Source organism: Enterococcus alcedinis, from assembly GCF_014635985.1.
Taxonomy (GTDB): domain Bacteria; phylum Bacillota; class Bacilli; order Lactobacillales; family Enterococcaceae; genus Enterococcus_I; species Enterococcus_I alcedinis.
On the sequence record NZ_BMDT01000004.1, the window covers coordinates 88,720 to 112,638 of the forward strand.

At 38.7% G+C, this 23,919-nt stretch carries 22 protein-coding genes and 1 other annotated feature; of the genes, 17 read left to right on the forward strand and 5 right to left on the reverse strand.

Going from position 1 to position 23,919, the window contains the following annotated elements:
* The first annotated feature begins 57 nt into the window (after positions 1-57).
* Genes IEV09_RS06035 through hisC form a run of 9 tightly spaced genes read left to right on the forward strand, consistent with a single transcriptional unit; the run spans position 58 to position 7,014 of the window.
* Positions 58-1,245 (forward strand): ATP phosphoribosyltransferase regulatory subunit, encoded by a 1,188-nt coding sequence (locus tag IEV09_RS06035; RefSeq protein WP_188367377.1) that lies wholly within the window; start codon positions 58-60, stop codon positions 1,243-1,245.
* Positions 1,242-1,895 (forward strand): ATP phosphoribosyltransferase, encoded by a 654-nt coding sequence (gene hisG / locus IEV09_RS06040; RefSeq protein ID WP_245329640.1) that lies wholly within the window; start codon positions 1,242-1,244, stop codon positions 1,893-1,895. The genes IEV09_RS06035 and hisG overlap by 4 nt, the downstream gene beginning before the upstream one ends.
* On the forward strand, positions 1,892-3,187 hold the full coding sequence (gene hisD, locus IEV09_RS06045) for a histidinol dehydrogenase (RefSeq protein WP_188367379.1): 1,296 nt from the start codon (positions 1,892-1,894) through the stop codon (positions 3,185-3,187). Before hisG ends, hisD begins: the two co-directional genes overlap by 4 nt.
* On the forward strand, positions 3,184-3,771 hold the full coding sequence (hisB, locus tag IEV09_RS06050; RefSeq protein WP_188367380.1) for an imidazoleglycerol-phosphate dehydratase HisB: 588 nt from the start codon (positions 3,184-3,186) through the stop codon (positions 3,769-3,771). Before hisD ends, hisB begins: the two co-directional genes overlap by 4 nt.
* A gap of 35 nt (positions 3,772-3,806) precedes the next feature.
* Positions 3,807-4,523 carry a 1-(5-phosphoribosyl)-5-[(5-phosphoribosylamino)methylideneamino]imidazole-4-carboxamide isomerase gene (gene hisA, locus IEV09_RS06055; protein ID WP_188367381.1) on the forward strand — a complete coding sequence of 239 codons (717 nt, stop codon included), beginning with the start codon at positions 3,807-3,809 and terminating at the stop codon, positions 4,521-4,523.
* Positions 4,520-5,281 (forward strand): imidazole glycerol phosphate synthase subunit HisF, encoded by a 762-nt coding sequence (gene hisF, locus IEV09_RS06060; RefSeq protein ID WP_188367382.1) that lies wholly within the window; start codon positions 4,520-4,522, stop codon positions 5,279-5,281. The genes hisA and hisF overlap by 4 nt, the downstream gene beginning before the upstream one ends.
* Entirely contained in the window at positions 5,278-5,604 is a 327-nt protein-coding gene (hisI, locus tag IEV09_RS06065) for a phosphoribosyl-AMP cyclohydrolase (RefSeq protein ID WP_188367383.1), read from the forward strand. Before hisF ends, hisI begins: the two co-directional genes overlap by 4 nt.
* Positions 5,597-5,917, forward strand: a complete 321-nt coding sequence (gene hisE / locus IEV09_RS06070; RefSeq protein ID WP_188367384.1) for a phosphoribosyl-ATP diphosphatase — start codon at positions 5,597-5,599, stop codon at positions 5,915-5,917. Before hisI ends, hisE begins: the two co-directional genes overlap by 8 nt.
* 20 nt (positions 5,918-5,937) lie before the next feature.
* Entirely contained in the window at positions 5,938-7,014 is a 1,077-nt protein-coding gene (gene hisC, locus IEV09_RS06075; RefSeq protein ID WP_188367385.1) for a histidinol-phosphate transaminase, read from the forward strand.
* Between the two features lie 176 nt (positions 7,015-7,190).
* Here the strand turns inward: hisC and IEV09_RS06080 are convergent, their stop codons facing one another.
* The 4 genes from IEV09_RS06080 to IEV09_RS06095 form a co-directional block, all read right to left on the reverse strand.
* Positions 7,191-7,757 (reverse strand): NADPH-dependent FMN reductase, encoded by a 567-nt coding sequence (locus IEV09_RS06080; RefSeq protein WP_188367386.1) that lies wholly within the window; start codon positions 7,755-7,757, stop codon positions 7,191-7,193.
* An 8-nt stretch (positions 7,758-7,765) separates the two neighbouring features.
* A complete protein-coding gene (locus IEV09_RS06085; RefSeq protein WP_209651424.1) occupies positions 7,766-8,839 on the reverse strand; it encodes an LLM class flavin-dependent oxidoreductase in 1,074 nt (357 codons plus the stop codon).
* 139 nt (positions 8,840-8,978) lie between these two features.
* Positions 8,979-9,536 (reverse strand): chromate transporter, encoded by a 558-nt coding sequence (locus IEV09_RS06090; RefSeq protein WP_188367387.1) that lies wholly within the window; start codon positions 9,534-9,536, stop codon positions 8,979-8,981.
* Positions 9,537-10,085, reverse strand: coding sequence for a chromate transporter (locus tag IEV09_RS06095; protein ID WP_268234659.1), 549 nt, complete (start codon positions 10,083-10,085; stop codon positions 9,537-9,539).
* 194 nt (positions 10,086-10,279) lie between these two features.
* Positions 10,280-10,537 (forward strand) — a binding site (T-box leader).
* Positions 10,538-10,659: 122 nt separating this feature from the next.
* Between IEV09_RS06095 and IEV09_RS06100 the strand changes: the two genes are divergently transcribed.
* Together IEV09_RS06100 and IEV09_RS06105 are read left to right on the forward strand one after the other, a co-directional pair.
* The gene (locus tag IEV09_RS06100; RefSeq protein ID WP_188367388.1) at positions 10,660-11,934 is read left to right on the forward strand and encodes an O-acetylhomoserine aminocarboxypropyltransferase/cysteine synthase family protein; all 1,275 of its coding nucleotides are present in this window, start codon (positions 10,660-10,662) and stop codon (positions 11,932-11,934) included.
* A gap of 181 nt (positions 11,935-12,115) precedes the next feature.
* Complete coding sequence (locus IEV09_RS06105; RefSeq protein ID WP_188367389.1) at positions 12,116-14,113, forward strand: hypothetical protein; 1,998 nt, start codon at positions 12,116-12,118, stop codon at positions 14,111-14,113.
* Positions 14,114-14,187: 74 nt separating this feature from the next.
* Here IEV09_RS06105 and IEV09_RS06110 read toward each other — a convergent pair whose 3' ends face one another.
* Positions 14,188-14,916 carry a GntR family transcriptional regulator gene (locus IEV09_RS06110; RefSeq protein WP_188367390.1) on the reverse strand — a complete coding sequence of 243 codons (729 nt, stop codon included), beginning with the start codon at positions 14,914-14,916 and terminating at the stop codon, positions 14,188-14,190.
* Between the two features lie 134 nt (positions 14,917-15,050).
* Between IEV09_RS06110 and IEV09_RS06115 the strand changes: the two genes are divergently transcribed.
* The 6 genes from IEV09_RS06115 to IEV09_RS06140 all read left to right on the forward strand — a co-directional run bounded on the left by IEV09_RS06115 (position 15,051) and on the right by IEV09_RS06140 (position 23,913).
* Positions 15,051-16,793, forward strand: a complete 1,743-nt coding sequence (locus IEV09_RS06115; protein WP_188367391.1) for a class I mannose-6-phosphate isomerase — start codon at positions 15,051-15,053, stop codon at positions 16,791-16,793.
* Between the two features lie 17 nt (positions 16,794-16,810).
* A complete protein-coding gene (locus IEV09_RS06120; RefSeq protein ID WP_188367392.1) occupies positions 16,811-17,713 on the forward strand; it encodes an ROK family protein in 903 nt (300 codons plus the stop codon).
* 2 nt (positions 17,714-17,715) lie between these two features.
* Positions 17,716-20,193, forward strand: coding sequence for a glycoside hydrolase family 38 N-terminal domain-containing protein (locus IEV09_RS06125; protein ID WP_188367393.1), 2,478 nt, complete (start codon positions 17,716-17,718; stop codon positions 20,191-20,193).
* Positions 20,194-20,208: 15 nt separating this feature from the next.
* Positions 20,209-22,299 carry a DUF5054 domain-containing protein gene (locus tag IEV09_RS06130; protein ID WP_188367394.1) on the forward strand — a complete coding sequence of 697 codons (2,091 nt, stop codon included), beginning with the start codon at positions 20,209-20,211 and terminating at the stop codon, positions 22,297-22,299.
* Between the two features lie 139 nt (positions 22,300-22,438).
* Complete coding sequence (locus IEV09_RS06135) at positions 22,439-22,777, forward strand: zinc ribbon domain-containing protein YjdM (RefSeq protein WP_188367395.1); 339 nt, start codon at positions 22,439-22,441, stop codon at positions 22,775-22,777.
* 197 nt (positions 22,778-22,974) lie between these two features.
* Positions 22,975-23,913 carry a protein kinase domain-containing protein gene (locus IEV09_RS06140; RefSeq protein WP_188367396.1) on the forward strand — a complete coding sequence of 313 codons (939 nt, stop codon included), beginning with the start codon at positions 22,975-22,977 and terminating at the stop codon, positions 23,911-23,913.
* Positions 23,914-23,919: the final 6 nt, after the last annotated feature.

Below are 23,919 nucleotides of genomic sequence, written 5' to 3' on the forward strand. Positions count from 1 at the left end.
AAAGTTATCATTGTTCTATCTTTTTAGTTTAATCTAATATTAATGTGAGGTGTCGAAATGCAATGGAATCGTAGTTTGCCAAATGGAACAAAAGATAAGTTGTTTAAGGAAGCCAGTTATAGTCATCAGCTCGAAAGTTTAGTCAATCAGCATTTTGCGCTACGCGGTTACCATCGAGTCGAAACACCATTAATTGAATTTGAGGAAGTTTTCCAAGGGATGGATCAAAAAGCCACCTCTCGCTATCGCTTTTTTGATGAACAAGGGCAAATTGTTGTGTTAAGACCAGACATGACGTTACCGATTGGACGGGTCATGAGTACCACGGGGATTATTCCGCCAGTTCAATTGTTTTATAGTGGGAAAGTCTTTCGTGTGAATAAGGGACACTCAGGTGAATACAATGAACAGCTACAAGCTGGAATGGAACTAATTGGTTATACTTCATTAAAAGCCGAAACGGAGTGTTTAATGAATGCCGTCAGTGTTTCGCAAAAAAGTGGTTTAAATGATTTCCAAATAGAACTGGGACATGCTTCAATCTATCAAACGATTGTTAGCGAGTTGCAATTAACTACAACAGAAAAAGCCCATTTTAAATGGTTGCTACAAAGTAAAAATATGCCTTCTATGGCTTTATTTTTGGATGCGTACCAAACACATCCTTTATATTCTTTTATTTTGAAGTTGCCACGATTATTTGGAGATTGGAGTATTTTTGACGAAGTAATGGCACTGACGGATCATCCCAATATTTTAAAAGCAATCGCTGAGATGAAAGAACTGATTCAACGTGTTCAGCAAGTATATCCTAAACAGGTTCTGACGGTTGATATTGGCCTAGTACCTGAAATGAAATACTATACGGGCATTACGTTTAAAGGCTATGCCGATCGTTCGTCGGACGCCTATTTTAGTGGCGGACGCTATGATAATTTACTGACAGAGTTTTCGGTGGCGTCTATTGCGGCTGTCGGTTTAGTTTTTTATTTAGACCGAATGTATGCGATTTTTAATCGACAAGAAAGCAATCGACCATTAGAAATCGCGACCTTGATTCATTTTGAAAATGATTGCTTACAAGTGGCTGAAAGCTTAATTGCCAAAGAAGAGAAAAGTCGATTGAGTTTGCAAGAAACGCTCTCAGAAACAATCCAATATGCGGAACAGTGGGCGATTCCTAGGGTTTTAATTGTCTCAGATACTGGCGTTGAAGAATTACTTTTAGTCGAAGAGGAGGGATGAGGGTGGCAAAACTAAAAATAGCTCTAACCAAAGGGCGGATTGAACAAAGTACGATTCAGTTATTCGAAGAAATTGGGATTAATTGTGATTTTTTACGAAATAAAAAAAGGAAATTGGTCTTTGAAAGTCCCTACGATGACTACGAGTTCATTTTAGTTAAGGCAGTTGATGTGTTGACTTATGTCCAACAAGGGGTAGCTGATATTGGGATTGTTGGTAGCGACGTCTTATATGAAGATGAACGGGAACAATACGAAATGCTCGACTTACAAATAGGCAAGTGCAAGTTTTGTATTGCTTCAACACCAGATTATGATCCATTTGATTATCGTCGGAAAATTGTCGCGACTAAATACCCAAGAACGGCAGCTCATTATTTTCAAGCAAAGGGCGAGGATATCGAGATTATCAAAATAGAAGGATCGGTAGAAATTGCGCCACTATTAGGCTTAGCAGATGCGATTGTAGATATTGTTGAGACAGGCGATACTTTACGTGAGAATGGTTTAGTCATTTTTGAAGAAATGCTACCGATTTCGACGCGTTTAATTGTCAACCCAGCATCGTTAAAGCGCAAAAAAAGAGAAGTTTGTCAGCTAGTTGACAAACTAGCAGCACATATTCAGACGAAAGAGGAGGCGGTGACGTGAAGATTTTAACAGGCGATTATGCCACTTTGATTGAGCATCTCGAAAGAAGCGGACAGCAGGATGAGCAAGAAACCGTTGAAAATCAAGTTAAGGACATTTTACGGGCAGTCAAAGAAACGGGCGATGAGGCACTCATTACATATACAAAAAAGTTTGATGGTGTTGATGTGGTCGATTTTCGTCTTTCAAAAGAAGCGATTCAAGCGGGGTATGAACAGACAACGCCAGAAGTTGTTGCTGCGTTGCAAGCTGCGAAGAAAAACATTGAATCGTTCCATCAAAAGCAAAAGCAAAATGGTTTTGTTGATGCCGAAAAATCAGGGGTAATTCGTGGTCAGTTGGTTTTACCGTTAGAAACAGTTGGGATTTATGTACCAGGTGGGACTGCGCGCTATCCTTCATCCGTTTTAATGAATGCTTTACCTGCAAAAATTGCTGGGGTAAAGAAAATCGTGATGATTACACCACCAGATGTGAATGGTGTACCAGATGGGATTTTGGCGGCAGCAGCGATTTGTGGCATTGATGAAATTTATCAAGTTGGTGGGGCACAAGGAATTGCAGCATTGGCTTACGGCACAGAAACGATTCCGAAAGTTGATAAAATTGTAGGGCCGGGAAATGTTTACGTAGCGACAGCTAAAAAGCTTCTTTTTGGTGAAGTTGCGATTGATATGATTGCAGGACCATCTGAGATTGTGGTGTTAGCCGATCAATTTGCCAATCCAAGGTTTATCGCAGCTGATTTATTGTCGCAAGCGGAACATGATACACTTGCTCGCTCGATTTTAATTACAACGAGTGAGGAACTAGCTTTGGGCGTTCAAAGTGAACTAGAAGCACAATTGTCAGATTTGCCTCGAGCAAAAATCGCTCGTCAGGCACTTGAAGATCACGGTTATTTGTTTGTTGTACCCGATTTGAAAACGCAGTTTGATCTAATGAACGCAATCGCGCCCGAACATTTGGAAATTCAAATAGCCGAACCAATGAGTCATTTGAGTCGTGTCAAACATGCAGGATCTGTCTTTCTAGGAAATTATGCTTCTGAGCCATTAGGTGATTATTTAGCCGGACCGAATCATGTGTTACCCACAAGTGGGACGGCACGTTTTTTTTCACCTCTTGGGGTCGAAGATTTTGTGAAACGTACGGCTTTTATTTCTTATACAAAAGAGGCATTGAGGTTAGAGCAAGAGGCGGTGACCGTCTTAGCACGTGAAGAAGGATTAGAGGCCCACGCACGGGCGATAGAAGTGCGATTTGAAGAGGACGTAGGAGGAGAACAATGAGAGAAGCGAAATTAGAAAGAGCAACAGCTGAAACGAAAATTGTTGTTTCATTGGCTTTAGATGAAGAAAATCCCGTTTGTGAAATTGAAACAGGTGTCGGTTTTTTTGATCACATGTTGACACTCTTTGCTCGTCACAGTCGAATTAGTTTTCGCTGTCGGGCGGAGGGAGATTTAGAAGTGGATAGCCATCATACGGTTGAAGATGTGGGAATTGTGATTGGAAAATGTCTGAAGGAAGCGCTAGGTGACAAAGTCGGCATTAATCGTTATGGACATGAATATGTTCCGATGGATGAAAGCTTAGGCTTTGTGGCACTTGATTTAAGTGGTCGCTCGTACTTAGTCTTCGATGCAGCATTTAGCAGTTCAAAAGTAGGGGACTTTGATATCGAATTGGTGGAGGAGTTTTTCCAAGCGCTAGCTTTTAATGCCGAGATGAATTTGCATCTGAAAGTTCTTTATGGAAAAAATAACCATCATAAAATCGAAGCATTGTTCAAAGCTTTTGGTCGCGCATTGCGTCAGGCAATTGAAGTGAATCCTGCAATTAAAGGCGTCAATTCAACCAAAGGTGTTTTGTAAGTACAAAAATGATTGAAAGAAAGAGGACAGGGAAGATGATTATTTATCCAGCAATTGATTTAAAAAACGGCCGCTGTGTCCGGCTATATCAAGGTGATTTTGAGCAGGAAACGGTCGTAAATCCCGATCCGCTTTCACAAGCAAAGTCGTTTGAAAAAACAGGTGCCAAGGCACTACATATTGTTGATTTGGATGGCGCATTAAGTGGTGATTTAACGAATTTTCGTGTGATTGAAGCGATGCTAAAAATGTTGACGATTCCTGTACAAGTCGGTGGGGGCATCCGCTCCATCGAACAAATTGAAGCCTATTTAACGATTGGGGTATCAAGGGTGATTATTGGGTCAAAAGCGGTGGAAGATCCCGATTTTGTGAAAGAAGCAGTCCAAAAATATGGCGATAAAATTGCTGTGGGGATTGATGCTAAAGAAGGTTTGGTTGCCACAAGAGGCTGGTTAACGGTTTCAGATCAACATTATTTAGATGTTGCAACGGCAATGGAGAAATTAGGTGTTAAAACCATCATTTTTACGGATATTAGCAAGGATGGTACGTTACTGGGTCCTAATTTAGAACAATTAGCCGCGATTCAAAAACAAGTACCGACTGTACAAATTATTGCATCTGGTGGTATTAGTTCAAGAGAGGATTTAGAGCAAGTCAAAGCTTTAAATGTCTATGGAGTGATTTCAGGTAAAGCGCTATACAATGGTAATATTACAATGAAAGATGTTGTGGAGGTTGGACGATGAGTGAAAAAAAACGAATTATTCCATGTTTAGATGTTACAGGTGGTCGTGTGGTAAAAGGGGTAAATTTTGTTGACTTAAATGATATTGGTAATCCAGTGGAAATTGCGCAAGCTTATGTTGCTGCTGGGGCGGATGAACTCGTCTTTTTAGATATTTCGGCTACTGTCGACCAACGAAAAACGATGGTTGATTTAGTTGCAGAAACGGCGAAACACGTCGCGATTCCCTTAACGGTCGGTGGAGGTATTGCGACAGTTGAAGATATCCGTGCTTTGTTTGCAGCTGGTGTCGATAAAGTTTCGATTGGATCGGCAGCTCTTAAAAATCCAGCTTTTATTCAAGAAGCAGCTGAAAACTTTGGTAAAGAAAAAATTGTTATTGCGATTGATGCAAAATATCAACCAGAAACAAAAACGTGGCATGTTTATAGCCATGGTGGTCAAGTCGATACAAACATCGATGTGATTGATTGGGCGAAAGAAGTCGAAAAACGTGGCGCTGGCGAAATTTTATTAACGAGTATGGACGGTGACGGTGTGAAAACCGGTTATGATATCGATTTGACTAAGGCGGTTGCGGAGGCCGTTCAAGTACCAGTTATTGCATCAGGAGGTTGTGGTAGTATCGAGGATATTATTGCTGTCTTCAAAGAAACAAATGTGAGTGGTGCTTTGGCAGCTTCGGTGTTTCATTATGGTGAATTAGAAATCCCAGAGATTAAGGAACGCTTAAAAGCAGAAGGGATTGCTGTTCAATGACACAACCTGATTTTTCAAAAGGTCTCATTCCGGCCATTATTACGGATCACGAAACAAAAGAAGTCTTAATGCTGGCTTATATGAATCAAGAAAGTTATCAAAAAACATTAGAGACCAATCAGACGTGGTTTTATTCTCGTTCACGTGAAGCGCTATGGCACAAAGGAGCGACAAGTGGGCATTTCCAACAAGTAAAATCGATTGTTTTAGATTGTGATTTTGACACGTTATTAATTGCTGTCGAACAAATCGGTGCGGCTTGTCATACAGGGGCGAAAACGTGCTTCTTTAACAAAGTCAAAGAGGTGAAATCTGATGGATAGTTTAACAACGTTATATGAAGAAATTCAAGAACGACGGGTGCAACCGAAGGCAGGTTCTTATACGGCTTATTTATTTGATCAAGGCCTAGATAAGATTTTAAAAAAAGTCGGTGAAGAAACAACTGAAGTCGTGATTGCCGCAAAAAATGCCGACAAAACGGAGTTGGTTTCGGAAAGCGCGGATTTACTTTATCATTTGCTTGTTTTATTGGTCGAACAAGAAGTGAGTCTTTCGGAGGTTGAAGCGGAATTAGCGCAACGACAAGGAAAAGTTAGTGAAACGAAAGAACGTCGAACCATTACAGACTTATAAGAGAGGAGGAGAGGGCACAAATGGAAGAAAAAGCAACGCTAGCTAGCCTAAGTCCTTACGTACCCGGAAAGCCAATTGCCGATGTTCAGGCAGAGTATGGTTTAGAAAAAGTCATTAAATTGGCTTCAAATGAAAATCCGTTTGGTTCTTCAAAAAAGGTACAAGCGGCATTAGCTAAAAGTTTAGACAATTTAGAATATTATCCGGATGGCGGTGCCAAAGCATTAAAGAAAGCCATTGCTGATTTCAATGGTGTTTCGGAAGAGCAACTCATTGTTGGTTCTGGCTTAGATGATGTGATTCAAATCATTTCTCGAGCGATTTTAAGTGATGGCGATGAAATTATTGTGGCCGATCCGACTTTTTCACAATATGAATTACATGCAGTTGTTGAAGGGGCTAACGTAATAAAAGTACCAGTTGATTCAGAAACAGGTACGATCGATTTACAGCAAATGCTTGCAGCAATTACTGATAGCACAAAGATTATTTGGCTATGTAATCCAAACAATCCGACAGGCACGTACCTACCACAAGCTGAAATCATCGATTTTTTAGCTCAAGTGCCAAGGGATGTTTTGGTAATTAGTGATGAAGCGTATCAAGAATATGTCACGATCGAAGCGGTTTCGACGAGTTTAGACTTACTGCCTAAATATTCGAACTTGATTGTCATGCGTACATTCTCTAAAGCATACGGTTTAGCAGCATTACGCATTGGTTATGCGATTGTTTCAGAAAGATTCAAGCGACCTTTTGAAATTGTCCGACTGCCATTTAACACAAGCACGTTAGCACAAATTGCAGCAATCGAAGCGTTAGGCGATCAAGCATTTATTGAAGAAACGGTTCGAACGAATGCGTTGGAATTAAAAAAATGGGAAGTTTTTCTTACGGACTCCCAAGTCGATTTCTATCTTTCGCAAGCAAACTTTATTTTCTTTGACACTAAGCAAGATAGCCGGAAATTAGCGGAGCAGTTAATGCGACGAGGTTATATTGTTCGAGCAGGTTTACGTGAAGGTTGGCTTCGTGTAACGATTGGTTATCCAGAAGATAATCAAAAATTAAGGGAAATCTTAAGCAATATTTGGTAATAAAAAGGACGGGCGACAAAAATCGCTTTGTTTTGAGAGATTTTAGGTACAATTGGAACTTTCAAATGCTCAGATGTAGTGACATTTTACGAAAGAGCAGACTTTTGTCACTAATGAATCAGTGAAATATTCGTATAACAACAAGAGACCACGACAGAAGTCGTGGTCTCTTGTTGTTAAAAGTCGTAAGAGTCTTCTTGTTCTTTCCAAACTTGTTGGTAAGCTTTCGTTAATACAATCGCATCTTCGATTAACTTATCGATACGAAATAAGACATCATCACTCGTGATTGTGGTTTGGTAGAAATCTTTTTCTTCAATGAAGACATAGTTGGCCACAAGATTGCCTTTCATGTAGTTAATGATTGGTTTTAATTGCATTTCAGCAACTAAGAAATGTTTTGGTGAGCCAGCAGTCATTACTATGCCAATGATTTTTTGTTCAAATGCACTTTGCGGTAATAAATCAAAGACATTCTTTAACGTCGCTGGAATCGAAGCTTGGAAAGTGGGCGACCCAATTAAAATCAGATCGGCTTCCATTAAAGTTGTAGTCACATATAGCGTATCGCCTGAATAATCAAGGTAATTACGACCATCACTAAATTCAACAGATAATTCTTTTAAATCGATGAAAGTTACTTCAGCGCTAGGGTGTTGTTCAATTATTTTATTTTGGATAATTTTCATCGCTGTTTGTGTTTTAGAACCAACGATTGATCCTGAAAGTAATGCAATTTTCATCTCTTCACCTACTTCGCAGTATATTTTTTAATAGCTGGTAAAATATCATTTCCGATTAATTCGATATTTTTCATGATCTTATCAAAAGGTACGCCACCAAAATCAAGTTGGGCGATGTATCTTTGATGGCCAAATAATTCATGTTGATATAAGATTTTTTCGATAATTTCTTGCGGTGAACCAACGTTTAAAATACTACGAGGATCCTGGGCATGAACGAAGGCTTGTTTAGGGAATCCTTGCCCGTTAGTCAGACGAATTCCTTGATCTACATGTGGATAAAATTCACGCATTGCTTCTTGCGTCGTATCTGCGACATAAAAGAGTCCTGCAGTGGCGATAGGAAGGCTTGCTGCGTCATAACCTGCTTCAGCTGCTGATTGACGATAGGTATCAATGGTATATTTAAAGGATTGTGCAGCACCGGCTAAATGCGCCATATACATCGGAACACCTGCACGGCCAGCACGAACAGCACTTCCAGGACCGCCGCCTACTGCACGCCAAATTGGCAACTGTTTGTTTAATGGACGCGGTAAGACGTGAGCGTTGCGTAGAGGTGCTCGGAATTTACCTTCCCAATCGACGTATTCACTTTGGTTTAGTTTTAGTAGTAAATCAAATTTTTCTTCAAATAATTCTTCATAATCTGCTAAATCATAACCAAGTAATTCAAACAAGCCAACACGTGAAGCACGTCCACCAACGAGTTCAATACGACCATTTGACATTAAGTCAATCGTTGCAAAGTTTTCAAAAATTCGAACGGGATCAGAAGTACTGACAATGGTAGCACCACTTGAGATTTTGATTTTTTCAGTCGCTTCAGCAATCATAGCTAAGACAATTGCATGTGCCTGCGTGACAAAGTGATCTTGGTGACTTTCACCAACGATAAAAGTATCTAAACCAGCTTGTTCAGATAAAATTGCCATTTCTTTAATATTATTTAAGCGTGTTTGTGGCGAGATGGGCTCTCCTGTATGTGGATTTTTAATATGGTCACCTAATGTATAAATACCGAATTCTAGTCCCTTTGAAGCATCGAATTTTGGGATAAAGTTTAAGTTTTCTTTAGTCAATGAATTACACGTCCTTAATCGTTTGTTTGTAGGTTTAGAATAAAGCAAAATCGAATTTCTTGCAAGAGATTGAATTCATCTCGAAATCGTGATGAATGTCAAGAAGATGAAAATACAGATGTTTTTTTTAAAATCTTGTTCAAGTATAAAGGAAAAAACCTAAAATTCCGGTTGTAATTAAAATCCAAATCGGGTTAATTCGCCATTTTCTTAAAGCGAACAACACACCGATAAACACAGGAAATGCGAGCCAATTAATAGTGGAAGTCTTCAATTCGAGCGTCATATTGCCAAAGAAGGCAATCGAAAGAATCGATATGGAGGCAGAGGCGATTAAACCGATAGCAACAGCTTCTAGTCCGGTGAAAAGGTACTTCATTCGTGTAGAATCTTGATTTTTTTTGAAAAAATGATAGAGCAATACCGAGATAATACATCCTGAAATAACGGTGCTGACGGTTGCAATGAAGGCGCCAAGTAAACCAGCGACTTGAAGGCCAACAAAGGTCGAACTGTTCACGGCTAAAGGACCAGGTGTCATTTGTGAAATCGTAATAATATCGGTGAAAGCTTTTGTTGTTAACCATTGATTTTCAACGACGAGTATTTGTTGAATCAATGAAATGGTTGCATAACCGCCACCAATACTGAATAAACCAATTTGGAAAAAATAGAAAGCTAAAAGCAAGTAAGTCATTTATTTGTCGCCTCCTAAGTCTCTAAAAATAAAGAGCAACATCAGGATGGTTACAATGATTAATAGGATTGGATGAATGTTGAAAAAGTAATTTAGAATAAAAGTAATGACTGGAATCACAAGTAAAAAGGGTTGTGACTTTCTTGCAAGTTGTTGAAACATGGTAATGACCAAATCGACAATAATTGCTGCCACACCGGCTTCCATTCCCTTTAATACGCCGTTAACAATCGTATTGGTAGCGAATGCTGTATAACTATAGGAAATAATTGATAAAATAATAAAAGAAGGGAGAATACCAGCGAACCCACTCACGAAAGCACCTGATAGCTTATTGATACGATATCCAACAAGGACAGCTAAATTAATCGCAATGGCTCCTGGAGAAGTTTGTGAAATCGTAGCAAGTTCATAGAGTTCATCTTTTGAGAGGTAATTCTTTTTTATGACGAAGTACTTTTCCATCATGGGGATCACGACGTATCCACCACCAAAGGTAAACATACTAATAAAAAAATTAATGAGAAATAATTCTCTGTTTTTATACAAAAAATCATCCTTTCTTATTGAATTTGCAACTTCTATTATATCATAATATCCTTATTTTTTTAGGTGGTTCTCGTAAGGAACGTCCTTTCTTTCTTGAATGAAAATCAGAATGTCCTGTTCTTAATTTTTTTGAAAAAGAGGGTTGACAAAAAAGTTAAATGAGATTAAGATGAGTTTATGATTAAAAAAAATAACGAAACGCGTAGAAAAAGAAAGTAAAATTTGATGGAATTCTTAACAGAAAGCCTTGGTAGCTGAGAAGAGGTAGAAGAAAACGAATTTGAAAATGGCTTTTGAGCGGGTATCTCGAGAAGGTGACTTTTAGAGGTACACGGATATTCCCGTTAGAAGAATCCCAATGTCACATGTTTGTGTCGCATTGGAAGATGAGGCAGAAGTAGCGATACTTTTGCGAATTAAGGTGGTACCATGTATGTTAATACATCCTTAGAAGAGAATACTCTTCTAGGGATTTTTTTTGGTTTATTTGAAGGGGGAATCACAGTTAAAAAGGAATAGTGGTTGGTTAATGGTTGATAACAAATAATAGGGATAAAAAAGGAGAAGAGAAAATATGACAGACAAATTTGAAACAATTCAATTACACGGTGGACAAACAATTGATAAAGATACAGGGAGTCGCGCGGTGCCAATTTATCAAACGACCGCATTTGTTTTTGAGGATGCGGATCAAGCAGCAAATCGCTTTGCATTATCTGAAGGCGGAAATATTTATTCACGTATTACAAACCCAACCAATGATGTTTTGGAACAACGCTTGGCTTTATTAGAAGGTGGCGTTGGCGCGTTGGCAACTGCCTCTGGTTCAGCAGCGATTACTTATGCGATTCAAAATATTGCTAAAACAGGTGATCATATTGTTTCAGCAGCCAGTATTTACGGTGGGACGTTTAACTTATTTTCACATACGTTACCCGATTTAGGAATTACAACCACGTTTGTCAATGGAGATGATCCGGAGAATTTTCGTGCGGCAATTCAAGACAACACTAAAGCGATTTTTGTTGAATCATTAGGAAATCCTGATATTACGATTTTAGAACTCGAAAAAGTGGTTGAAATTGCACATGAAGCAGGGATTCCAGTGATTGTCGATAATACCTTTGCGACACCCTATTTATTTAAACCGTTTGACTATGGTGCAGATATTGTTGTTTATTCAACGACGAAATATATTAGCGGACATGGTGTGACACTCGGTGGAGCGATTGTTGATTCGGGTAATTTTGATTGGACGAATGGCAAATTCCCACGCTTAGTTGAACCAGATGCAAGCTATCACGGTGTTTCATGGGTAGAAGCGGCAGGTAAAGCTGCTTATATTACACGTGCACGTACAATCATTTTACGAGATACTGGAGCCGCAGCTGCGCCGTTTAACTCATGGTTAACGTTACTAGGTTTAGAAACGTTATCGTTACGTTTGGAGCGCCACGTTGAGAATGCTCAAAAAGTCGCTGAATTTTTAGAAAGTCATCCTAAAATTGCTTGGGTGAGCTATCCAGGATTAAAGAGTAGTAAATATTATGACCTAGGTCAAAAATATTTTCCTAAAGGCGCGAGTGCAATCTTTACGGTTGGCTTAAAAGGTGGCGCTGAAGCTGGTAAGAAATTAATCGATGGCACAAAAATCTTCTCACTATTAGCCAATGTCGGTGACGCGAAATCACTGATTATCCACCCTGCATCAACGACCCATTCTCAATTAAATGAAGAAGAATTAGCTGCAGCCGGAATCAAGCCAGAAGCGGTTCGCTTATCTGTCGGAATTGAAAATATTGATGATCTAATTGCAGATTTAGAACAGGCTTTAGCGACTATTCATTAAATTTTGCTTTAAAATCCCTTTTACTAAACGAGTAGGAGGGATTTTATTGTGCGCTTTTCTGGCTCTAAATGATGATGCCAGTGGCTTTTCTCACAAATTATACTTGTAATGTAGGATTCAATGGGCTAGTCTGTACGTGTAATTAAGATTGGATTGATAAAAAACAAGAGGTGAGTGAAAAATGAGTTATGAATATTCTCTAAGGTACGCGTTAGACCCTGCAAAAGACAACGAAGAACGAATCGAGGAATTAATTTTATTTTGTCGGGAAGCGCAAATTGATGAAGTGAATTTCTTTATTAACCACGAAGAGATTGGAAGAGGACACATATCACTACAAGAAACCGTTGAATGGATGAAAGCTTCGTTGCAATTAAAGGAACGACTAGCGAAAGAACAGATTGGCTTTTCCTTAAATCCTGGGATTACTTTAATGCATGGTGATCGTGGAAGAGTCGTCGATCCACTTTTAGGGATTCAAACGATGGTCGATCGGGATGGGACAAAAGCCTCGGCTGTTGCGTGCCCTGGAGATCCTATTTGGCAAGAATATATTGCGAAGAACTATGGGATTTATGCGAGTGTCGAGCCAGAATATTTATGGTTAGAAGATGACTTTAGGCATTTTAATCATAAACCGGTACTATGGGGTTGTTTTTGCGATGCACACATGGAGAGATACCAAACAGCATTGGGGCAAGAAATTTCAAGAGAAGATTTCGTGGAACAAATACTTGACCCGAAAGAACCAACGATGGCACGTCAAGTTTATTTAGATATTTGTCGTAACGAGATGAATGAAACCGCTTTTAAAATAGAGCAAGCAGTCCACGCTGTCTCACCGCAGACCAAATTAGCACTAATGACATCTCAGCCTGAAGAGCATGCAACCGAAGGGCGTGATTGGCAACAGATTTTTGAGAACTTATCCGGTGACCACCCTTTTGTGGCACGTCCGCACTTACCTTCTTATAATGAAGTTACGCCAAAAGTTTATAACAATGGTTTTAATCGTGTGAGCCGTATCACTGCGCACTTATTAGGCGATGACAGTGTGTTATATCCGGAATTAGAAAATTATATGTACTCGCGTTATGCGAAATCAAATCAGTTCTCACGATTTCAATTAGAGAGCTCGCTAATCTTGCATCCAAAAGGTTCAACAATGAATTTGTTTGATATGATGGGAACGGGAGTTGTGAGAGATTATCAACTTCAAACGATGTTGTCAGAAGCAAAGCCATTCTTGACTCGAATCTCTGCACTTGATTTACGTATTTCGGAACAACGAGGGATTCACGTTTTATATGGTACACGAGGAAGCTACTCGATTCGAACGAAAGAAGGTGCTAGACGTGAAGAATTAATCCCTCGAGAAGATTCATGGTTAGCGTTACTCGGTGCATTTGGGATCAGCTCGATTCCTGCAACGTATTCTAGACTGTTAAAAAATCAGGTAGTAGCTATTTCTGGACAATATTTACGTCAATTAACAATAGAAGAAATCGAACAGTTATTTACTGAAAATTTTGTTTTGCTCGATGGCGAGTCAGTGGCCGTCTTAGTCGAGCGTCATCTCGGAAGTTTAATCGGTGTTGAATCGTGTGAATGGTTAGCCGTTCGAAGCGGGCAACAATCATATGAACAAGTTGATAATGGTCATCGTTATTGTGGTGTGAAAGAAGCGCGCCTAACGTTGATGCAACAAGTAGGAGATTATTTGAAAATCAAATACAATCAAGTACCAAAACAAGTCATTTCAAATGCTTACAATGAGTACCACGAAATCCAAGGCCCGTACTTGGTTCAAATGGAAAATTGTTTGATTTTACCCGTTGCTTGGGATGAAAAAGATGGTTGGAATAGTCAGTACATCAGTCTAAGAGAGGCGATGGTAAAAGAAGTTATTGCTGGAATAAAACCGAGCTATCCGAAATTAGCGATGACAAACGATATGCCTTATTGCAATTTGTACCATTATCAAAAAGAAGGAAAAATCTTTTATATGATTGCGAATTTCTCAACAGAACCGTATGAAGTCATTGAATGCCAATTAATAACAGCAGATTCAGAGCTAATCGAGTATTCAAGACAAGGCGAGAAAATGGTTGCATATGATGGTGAAAAAATACAGACGGCAATTGGGAGTTATGAATTAAAAGTCTTTGAAGTAAAATAAGAACAAGGGATGCGACCGCGGTTGCATCCCTTATTCTTATTACTAGTCACTACTCGTTCTATAAATAATCTTTATTACTCTGTCGAGAAGTCTAAATAATATTTGTACTTTCTTCCGATATAATAGCATTCCGTATATTCAGAAAAATGATTGGTCGGATCACTCGTAAAACGCACGCGTTTTAAAATGGGTTCGGGTTTTGTGAGTTTTAAAAGCGCTTGAATTTCGTTGTTAGCAAGCATTGCTTCGACGTACTCGACTTGTTTGGTTGGGAAAATATTAAATTGTTGTAAGTAGTCGTAAAATGAACCGTAATAATCTTTTGAAGTGAGTGAAAAATAAGGTTTAAAAGGAACGTAGGTCACGAAATAAGCTAAAAAATCTTCATCAGAACCACGGACACGCTTAAGCATCAAGACATCTTCTCCGGGATTGATTTTCAAATATTTGGCAATTTGATAATCAGCGGCAATTTTACTAACTTCGGCATGAATCGTGGTAGCGACTTTTCCTTGTTCACGCATCTCTTGTGTAAAGCTTTTAATCATGGTGATATGGTTGGTCTTTTCGGGTGAATATTGATTCACAAAAGTACCTTTGGCTTTTTTACGGATGAGTAAATTTTCACGTACTAATTCTTCGACAGCTTTTCGGATAGTAATACGACTGACATGATAAATTTCGCATAAGTCCATTTCAGTTGGGATTCGTTGACCTTCAATCCATTTCTCTGTTCGGATATTGTCACGTAAATCATTGGCGATTTGAGCATAAAGTGGTTGTGTTTTTTGATTGTTTGACATGAATGTATCCTCCTTTTGTCCTAATGATATAACAATAGAGAAAAACCCTTGATACGATGGGGCTAAAAATAAACAAAAATCAGAAATAAAACGTGCTATAGTTAAGAAAATAAAGAAAAAGGGGAATCCTATCAATGAAGTATAACTTCCGTCCTGTAACGAATGTAGCCAATGAAACAACAATATATACCAATTATGATGCCATTGTTCAGCAATTAAAACAAGAGCGAATTGAAAAAGGGCTGAATGTCATAACAATTGAGAACTATCCGATTGTGAATGAACAAGAAATCAGAGAATCGTTAATTGAACAGCTCAATCCAGAGTTGATTGTTCATACGGATGAGATTTTAATTGACCAAGCAGCGATGGAACAAATGATTGCTCACAATTTAACCGATGACCGTGTTTTTGGTGTGATGAGTAACCATCAATTGCCAGAATTTATTGATGATGAAAAACATCAAATCACACAAACAAAAATTAATCGCGTGATTGCAACGGGAGGTCTAGTTGTTGTTTACGGTGTTGGAGCAAGTCTAGTAACAGCGCCTGATTTATTAATTTACGCCGATCTTTCGCGTTGGGAAATTCAAACACGTTACCGTTCAGGAGATTTTAGTAACTGGCATGCGGATAATGCGGGAGAAGATCCAAACCGCATGTTAAAACGTGGCTACTTTTTTGAGTGGCGTGTGGCAGACAAACAAAAGAAAAAAGCCTTGCCAAAATCAACTTATGTTTTAGATACACACCAAGCTGGTCAACCAGTCATGATTCAAACGAATGCTTATTTAGCAGGATTAAAAGAAGTTTCGAAGCAACCGTTTTCACTTGTTCCGTTCTTTGATCCAGGTGTTTGGGGTGGTCACTGGATGCAAGAGACCTTTGATTTTAGAAAAGATGAAGTCAACTTGGCATGGAGTTTTAATGGTGTACCAGAAGAAAATAGTTTGTTACTTGATTTTGGTGAAGCAGAATTCGAAACACCAGGGAATAACTTAATGTTCTTTTACGGTGAAGAAGTACTAGGACTACGTGTGTTTGGTCAATTTGGCGAAGAATTTCCGATTCGTTTCAACTTCTTAGATACGGTTGGTGGTCAAAACTTAAGTTTGCAAGTTCATCCGAAATTAAGTTATTTACAAGATACCTTTGGCGCACATTACACACAAGATGAAAGTTACTATATTTTACATACAGACACAGACGAAGCCAATGTTTACTTAGGTTTTAAAAATGGTGTTGAAAAAGAAGAACTGATGGCAGCGCTACGCAAAGCGGAAGCGGGCGAGGAAGTCTTTGATGATCAAAAATACATTTATCAACAACCAATTAAAAAACACGACCACTATTTAATTCCAGCTGGAACGATTCATTCGAGTGGGGCAGGGAGTGTCGTACTTGAAATTAGTGCCACACCGAACCGTTTTACATTTAAATTGTGGGATTGGGAACGTGTCGATTTAGACGGCAAGCCGCGTTCGGTTCATTTACAACATGGCGAACCAAACTTAGATATGCGTCGTGATGAAGATTGGGTCAAAAAAGAACTGATTAATCAATTTGTCGTTGTTGGAGAAGGTGACGGTTGGATTGAGGAGCAGACAGGTTTACATAAAACCGAATGGATTGAAACAAGACGTCATACATTTACTAAAGCGGTTGTTCATGAGAACCATGATAGCGTCAATGTCTTGAATTTAGTTGAAGGTGATGAAGTCACGGTTGAAAGCCTCGATGGCTCCTTTGCACCATTTGTCGTACATTACGCGCAAACCTTTATTATCCCAGAATCGGTTAAGGGTTATAAAATTACACCAAGTGGCACAGCAGTTGGTCAAGAATGCAAAACAATGAAAGCCTACATTCGTTAATGATTGGAGGGTAACTGATGAAACGTTATTATTTATTATTTGATGTCGGGGGAACGGAGATAAAAATCAATGCATTGACAGAAGACAAAGAATTTTTGCTTGATCAGCATCAATACGTCCCCTCTTTTTCACAAGAATCAAAAGAAATTATTTTAGATCATTTTCGCTCAGTTATCGGGGAGTTGATTCATCGATTTAAAAAGGAGTATCAATTGGTAGGGATTGGCTTAGCTTTTCCTGGTCCATTTGATTATCAAGCAGGCATTAGTCGGATGCAAGATTTGCGTAAATACGAAGCAATTTATGGCATCAATCTACGTGAAGCCATTCAATCTTGGCTGACCGAATGGGGTTTTTCTGAGTTACCAATTGTTTTTGAAAATGATGCGACATGTTTTGCTTTAGGTGAGTACCATCAACAAAAAAATGTTCATCGTGGGATTTACATTACTTTAGGTACGGGCTGTGGTTCGAGTTTTATTGCCAATCAGCAAGTCGTAAAAAGTGGCTATGGTTTAAACCAGATGGGAATGATTTACGATGTCCCTTTTAAAACAGGAATCATCGATGAGTATCTATCAATCAACGGTTTAAAGGAAATTGCCACCAAAAAGGCGTATCCTTTTATCAATGGCAAGGCCTTAGCTGAAGACGCTTTTTCAGGGCAAACATTAGCCAAAGAAATTTATCAGGACTTTGGCACAATGATTGGGCAAGCCTTAGCGCCATTTGTCACTTGTTTTACCCCTGATGAAGTCGTTTTTGGGGGACAAATTAGTAAAAGTTTAGATTTATTTAAAGAAGCTATTTTAAAGGAATGGTCGGGGAAACAACCGATGATTCGCAGCAGTTTCGATACGACAACTGCCACACTCTATGGAATTTATTATGTCATTTTAGACAATATTAAGGGAGATTAATCATGACTAAAACACTTTATTTAATTCACCATTCACACACGGATATCGGTTATACTGATCGCCAAGAAAAAATTAGTCGCTACCACGTCAACTTCATTCGTCGAGCAATTCAAATTTTAGATGAAATTGAAAGCGGCCAAGCACCACAATGGGCGGGTTATAACTATGTTTGTGAAAACTACTGGCAAGTTGAGCAATTTTTAGCGCATGCGACCGAAACAGAAAAAACGAGTTTTACGAAATACGTTGAAAAGGGACTTATTGATATTTCATTAACATACTTAAACTTAACGGAATTAGTCGATAATGTGATGTTAGATAAGAAATTTGCGGATGCTAAAAACTATGTTAGTCAGTTTGATCGTAAATTTGATTCAGCGATGACAGCTGACATCAATGGTTTTGCTTGGGGCTATGTGGATTTAATGCACAAAAACGGCATTCGCAACTTTTTCTCTTGTTTGCATACACACCATGGAATGTTCCCGTTATTTAAAAAGCAAATGCCATTTTACTGGCAAGGTCAATCTGGTGAAAAAGTCTTGGTTTGGAATGGTGACCATTATCAAATCGGAAATGACTTCTTGTTTTCACCAAATACCGATCAAAGTAAGCAATATGGCATCGAAGGCTTCACTGAAAAAGATTGGGAAGACCAATTTGAAGCAACAAAACAACGTGTTTTTGGTTATTTCGACCTCTTAGAAGAAGAAAATTATGAATTTGACTTTTGTCCAGTGATGATTAGTGGAATTGTGACCGATAACTCACCGACTAGCCCACGCATGATGGAAGGAATCCACCGTTGGAATGAAGTTTATGGCGATGAAATCAAAGTTGAATTAGTCACATTAAACCACTTCTTTGAAATTTTACGTGGTAAAGAATTAGAGATTCCAACTTACTCAGGCGACTGGGCTGACTGGTGGGCGGATGGGGTATCATCAACGCCAGCTGGGGTGAAATTATACCGTGAAGCACAACGCAAATACCGTTTAGTTAATAAACTCGATCCAAATGGTGAGAAAGCCAACCCGGCTCAATTAAAAGACGCAGAAGATCATTTAGTGATGTACGCAGAACATACTTGGGGCTTCCATTCATCGGTTTCTGAACCTTGGGATGCCTTTGTAAACTTGTTAGATACTCGTAAACTGTCTTATGCCATTAATGGCAATCGTTTGGTATCAAACCATTTAGATGATATTTTAGAAACCTATGGGGAAGAGCCGAACCAATTGGATCGCGAAAGCTTCTTTAAAGTGATTAATCCACATGATGATCAAGTGAAAACACTCGCTAGTATTTATGTACAACACTGGCAAACAGTCGATGATTCCTATTTCTATACGACACTGAACGATTTTGTTGAAGTGGTTGATTGCCAAACAGGTGAAGTGCTTGTGTCACAAGTTTCTGATAGTTCACGTGGTAAAAAGATTTCGTTTTATGTTGATTTGGCAGCAAAAGAAGAAAGAACTGTTCGCCTAAGACGTAAAGATACGAAATTTAAAATGAATCAAAAATATGACAACCACGCACACGTTGGAACAGAGCAAATTGCAGATATTGCACCATATGAAGGCTTTACTCATGATGTTTCGATCTATGGCGTTAAAACCGATCATTTAGATATTACAATTGATCAAAATAGTGGGATTTCTTCGATCATTGATCGCAAGACAGGGGCACAATTAATTCATCCAGATGCGTTACATGCACCATTTGCCGGTGTCTATGAAGTGACATCATTTAAAGATTCAAATCCGTATTCTGTTCGTAGTATTATGGGGCGCAATCGTAAAGCGCCATCAACGGAGCGTTACACGTCCAAATTAGTTAATATTAAACAGTTAGCTGATGGACCGTTATATGCTGTTCTCTTATTGAAATATGAATTAGAAGGCACGGGAATGTACGACGTGGTTCTAACCGTTCATAAAGGAGCGCCACAAATTGACGTAACGATTCGTTTACAAAAAACATGTGCTTGGGAGCCAGAAAACTTATACGTTGCCTTACCATTCACTTACGGAACACCGGAAAAAACAGAGAACTATTTTGAAAAATCAGGTACGATTTTCCGTCCTGGCATTGATCAATTACCAGGATCAAACACGAATTTCTATTCATTAGATAACGGAGCCATCTTTAAAAACGAAGATCAACATTTATTTGTTGCAATGAAAGATACGCCACTTGTGACACTCGGTTCGTTAGAGAGTCAATTAGTAGAATTATGTGATGAAAATAGCCGCAAGAAAAACAAAGAAGTCCTTTACTCATGGGCAATGAACAATTTCTGGGAAACCAACTTTAAAGTTGATTTATCTGGTTTCTATGAATTAGAGTATGCCATTTACTTGCTTGAAGATGAAGCAACCGATGTGGCACAACCGATTCAAAGTGCTCGTAATTTGATCGAAGGGTTAATTACAATCCCTTACAACCCAACAGATTTAGAAAAATCGACTTTTTAAAAAGGAGAAAAACAAATGAAGAAACGTTTACACGTTGTTTATAAAACACATTTAGATATTGGTTTTACGGATTTAGCAGAAAATGTTGTCGATCAATACTTGTATGATTTTATTCCTAAAGCACTTGAACTCGGTGAAAAATTACCGGAGAAGTTTACTTGGACAACAGGTTCATGGCTTATTGATTTTTACTTACAACATCCTGACGTCACAGAAGAAAACAAAGAACGCATGCGTCAAGCGATTAAAGTGGGAACCATTCGTTGGCACGCACTGCCATTCACCATCCATACAGAATTAATGGATGGTGAGTTGATGCGCTATGCGACATCGATTTCGAAAGCGTTAGACCAAGAATTTGGCAAAACAACGATTGCTTCTAAAATGACGGACATTCCAGGTCATACCATTAGCATGGTGCCTTACTTAGCAGAAGCTGGGATTGAATATATGCATATCGGTGTGAATGCCAGTTCAGCGATTCCTAAGATTCCGACAATGTTTGTTTGGAAAGGGATCGATGGTTCAGAAGTCATAATTCATTATGCCAAGGATTACGGTGAAGTGTTTGAGAGAGAAGATTGGGAAGACGCTTTATACTTTGCGCACAGTCATGACAATATGGGGCCACCAAGCAGTGTTGAAGAAGTTGAAGCATTGTTTGAAACGTTAGAAGCTCAATATCCAGATTACGAAATTATCCCTTCCTCTTTGGATGCTTTCACACGCGGTATCTTGGCTTACAAAGACACGTTACCAGTGATTGAAGAAGAAATTGCAGATTCTTGGATCCATGGTATTGCAGCGGATCCTAAGAAAATTGCTGAATACAAAGCATTATTACGTTTACGTAACGAGTGGTTGGAATCTGGCAAATTGAGCCGTGATTCCGCAGCTTATAAAGGGTTATCAGCCAATCTATTATTAGTCGCAGAACACACTTGGGGGGCAAACGGCAACGTTTATTTACCAGAATATCGTAATTTCCCGTTGGATGAATTTGAAGAGGCACGTAAAAAAGACTTAGTTGTCTTTAATCACGATCGAACAACGATGGATTTTGCTGATTTGATGTCTTATTTAAGTACAGATATCGATTGGGAGTCAATGGCAGACCGCCGTCGTTATAGTTTATATGAAGCTTCGTGGCAAGAACAACGAGATTATATTGAAAAAGGCATTCAGTCTTTGCCTGATGATTTAGCGACTGAAGCACGTGCTTACTTAGCTGAACAAAAGACAATTGCAACGGTTGAAAAAGTCGAAAAAATCATGCCAGGAACGCCGTATCAATTCGATAACGTTTCGTTTACCTTTAGTCCGACTGGCGGCATGAGCGAGCTAGTCATTGATGGCTTTGCTTTAATTGAAGCAGGCAAAGAATTTGGTGGCTTGTCTTACGAACGTTTTGATTTTAGCGATTACTCAAAATTCTTTAGCCAGTATAGCCGTTTAACACGTTGGACAACGAGCTGGGCGATGGGCGATTTTGGTCGTCGTGGTATTGAAGCCTATCAAGAAATTCGCCATGAAATTTTGAAACCGTATATTTTAGACGCGGGGATGCAAGTCAAAGAAAACATGGTAGAAGTAACAATTGATGTTGCTTATCGTGAAGATGAAGTCAAAAATTGGGGATTGCCAACGAAAAACACACTTGTCTATCGTATTGATTTAGCAAGCAAAAAAATCGATTTAAGTTATCAATGGCAAGATAAAAAAGCCAATCGTATGCCAGAGGGTTACTGGTTAGAAACAAGTATTAACGTGGCGAATCCATCACGTTGGGTTATGCAAAAAATGAATCATCCCGTTCAACCGCTGAATGTGATTGAAAATGGGAATCGTAACATGCATATTTTATCTGACGAAGGCATGACTTATACTGGATATGAAGGCCGTTTTGACCTGATCACGAAAGATGCCCCATTAATGTCACTTGGTCGTCGTTCATTATTAAACTTTGATAATCAATTGCCAAACTTAAATGACGGTTTGTTTATTAATTTATTTAATAACGTTTGGGGAACAAACTTTGCGGCTTGGTATGAGGGCGATATGACGTATCATGTTAGCTTTAAGTGGGAAACAAATGAGATTATTTAAGAACTAAAATCAAGCAAGTTGTGCCTTTTTCTCAAGGGGCGCCTTGCTTTTTTTGGTAAACTGGAAGGATTCATTAAAGCATGCTATAGTAGTTAGTGAATAACAAAGCAAAATGCTTGAAGGAAAGGAAGAAATCATTATGGCAACATTACCAAATTGTCCAATGTGTCAATCAGAATATACTTACGAGGATCGAGGGCTTTTTATTTGTCCAGAATGTGCACATGAGTGGTCTGGTGAAGAAACGGTTGAGGCAACGGAAGAATTTGTTGTGAAAGATATTAACGGTAATATCTTAGTCGATGGTGATAGCGTCACAGTTATGAAAGATTTAAAAGTGAAAGGTGCTCAAGGTCCACTAAAAATGGGAACGAAAGTTAAAAACATTCGTTTAGTTGATAGTGACCATAATATCGATTGTAAAATTGATGGTTTTGGCCCGATGAAACTAAAATCAGAATTCGTAAAAAAACTATGATTATGATAAAAAAGCTCGCTGATACCCTTTTTATAAAAGGAGTTTAGCGAGCTTTTTTATTGTTGAAATAAATTTTAAAGTATTCCAGCGAATCACTTGAAAGGGCTTTTTTGACTGTAGGAACTATGGTAAAATTTAAGGAGTATCAAAAATAAAAAATGAACCATTCCAACAAAAAAACGGAATTAGGGTAAAGGATGATTGCAATAAGTCAGAATGAAAAAGAATTGATTACGCAAGTTATTGATGATGTTACGTTGACGTTAAGAGAAGCAACCGATTTCTTATTCTTAAAAGAATATGGTCGTGTTTTTTGTGTGTTTGATCAAAATGATTCTGGGAATATTAGTTTTGGTGTGGAGCAAATGGACGGACGAAAATATTTCATTAAAGTTGCTGGTGTTGCGACGATGAATGGTGCCGTGTCAAAAGCCGAAAGTCTCACAGCCTTAAAACGCGTCCCAGATGTCTACCAAGAGCTAAAGCATCCGCAAGTCATTCATTATTTACATTCAGGCTCTTACCAGCAATTATTTTATTTAGTTTTTGAATGGCGGGCAGGCGACTGTCTATTTGATCATTGGAATTTTGATTACTATGAAACACATCCGAAAGTAGTGCCGCCTAGCCAAAAAATAAAAAGACTCGCTTTGAGTAAAAAACAGCAACTGGCCAATCAAATCATTGAATTTATGACTTTTGTTGAATCTAAGGGCTATGTAGCGGTTGATTTTTATGAGGGTAGTTTACTGTATGATTTTGAAAAAGAACAATTAACGATCTGCGATATTGATCTCTTTCAAAAAAAGCCATTTATGAATACGATGGGAGTGGACTACTGGGGGAGCAAGCGGTTTAAATCCCCAGAAGAATATCAAATGGATACTGAAATTAAAGCTACCACGAATGTCTTTACACTAGGGGCGATGCTCTATCATTTGTTTGGTGACTATTCAGGAGAGACGATCCACAAAATGAATCAAGAAAGTCGTTTTATCCCGTTAGAGCAGAGGGAAACGAATTTATCAAAAGGACAATACGACATTTTATTGAAAGCGGTGGCAAACAAGCCAGTTAACCGCTATCAAACGATTGCTGACTTTCAAGTCGCGTGGCAAGCAAATACAAATGAATGAAAGAGG

Coding starts and splice junctions, on each gene's coding strand:
- IEV09_RS06035 (WP_188367377.1), top strand. CDS start 58: ATGCAATGGAATCGTAGTTTGCCAAATGGAACAAAAGATAAGTTGTTT.
- hisG (WP_245329640.1), top strand. CDS start 1,242: ATGAGGGTGGCAAAACTAAAAATAGCTCTAACCAAAGGGCGGATTGAA.
- hisB (WP_188367380.1), top strand. CDS start 3,184: ATGAGAGAAGCGAAATTAGAAAGAGCAACAGCTGAAACGAAAATTGTT.
- hisA (WP_188367381.1), top strand. CDS start 3,807: ATGATTATTTATCCAGCAATTGATTTAAAAAACGGCCGCTGTGTCCGG.
- hisF (WP_188367382.1), top strand. CDS start 4,520: ATGAGTGAAAAAAAACGAATTATTCCATGTTTAGATGTTACAGGTGGT.
- hisI (WP_188367383.1), top strand. CDS start 5,278: ATGACACAACCTGATTTTTCAAAAGGTCTCATTCCGGCCATTATTACG.
- hisE (WP_188367384.1), top strand. CDS start 5,597: ATGGATAGTTTAACAACGTTATATGAAGAAATTCAAGAACGACGGGTG.
- hisC (WP_188367385.1), top strand. CDS start 5,938: ATGGAAGAAAAAGCAACGCTAGCTAGCCTAAGTCCTTACGTACCCGGA.
- IEV09_RS06080 (WP_188367386.1), bottom strand. CDS start 7,757: ATGAAAATTGCATTACTTTCAGGATCAATCGTTGGTTCTAAAACACAA.
- IEV09_RS06090 (WP_188367387.1), bottom strand. CDS start 9,536: ATGACTTACTTGCTTTTAGCTTTCTATTTTTTCCAAATTGGTTTATTC.
- IEV09_RS06100 (WP_188367388.1), top strand. CDS start 10,660: ATGACAGACAAATTTGAAACAATTCAATTACACGGTGGACAAACAATT.
- IEV09_RS06105 (WP_188367389.1), top strand. CDS start 12,116: ATGAGTTATGAATATTCTCTAAGGTACGCGTTAGACCCTGCAAAAGAC.
- IEV09_RS06110 (WP_188367390.1), bottom strand. CDS start 14,916: ATGTCAAACAATCAAAAAACACAACCACTTTATGCTCAAATCGCCAAT.
- IEV09_RS06115 (WP_188367391.1), top strand. CDS start 15,051: ATGAAGTATAACTTCCGTCCTGTAACGAATGTAGCCAATGAAACAACA.
- IEV09_RS06120 (WP_188367392.1), top strand. CDS start 16,811: ATGAAACGTTATTATTTATTATTTGATGTCGGGGGAACGGAGATAAAA.
- IEV09_RS06125 (WP_188367393.1), top strand. CDS start 17,716: ATGACTAAAACACTTTATTTAATTCACCATTCACACACGGATATCGGT.
- IEV09_RS06130 (WP_188367394.1), top strand. CDS start 20,209: ATGAAGAAACGTTTACACGTTGTTTATAAAACACATTTAGATATTGGT.
- IEV09_RS06135 (WP_188367395.1), top strand. CDS start 22,439: ATGGCAACATTACCAAATTGTCCAATGTGTCAATCAGAATATACTTAC.
- IEV09_RS06140 (WP_188367396.1), top strand. CDS start 22,975: ATGATTGCAATAAGTCAGAATGAAAAAGAATTGATTACGCAAGTTATT.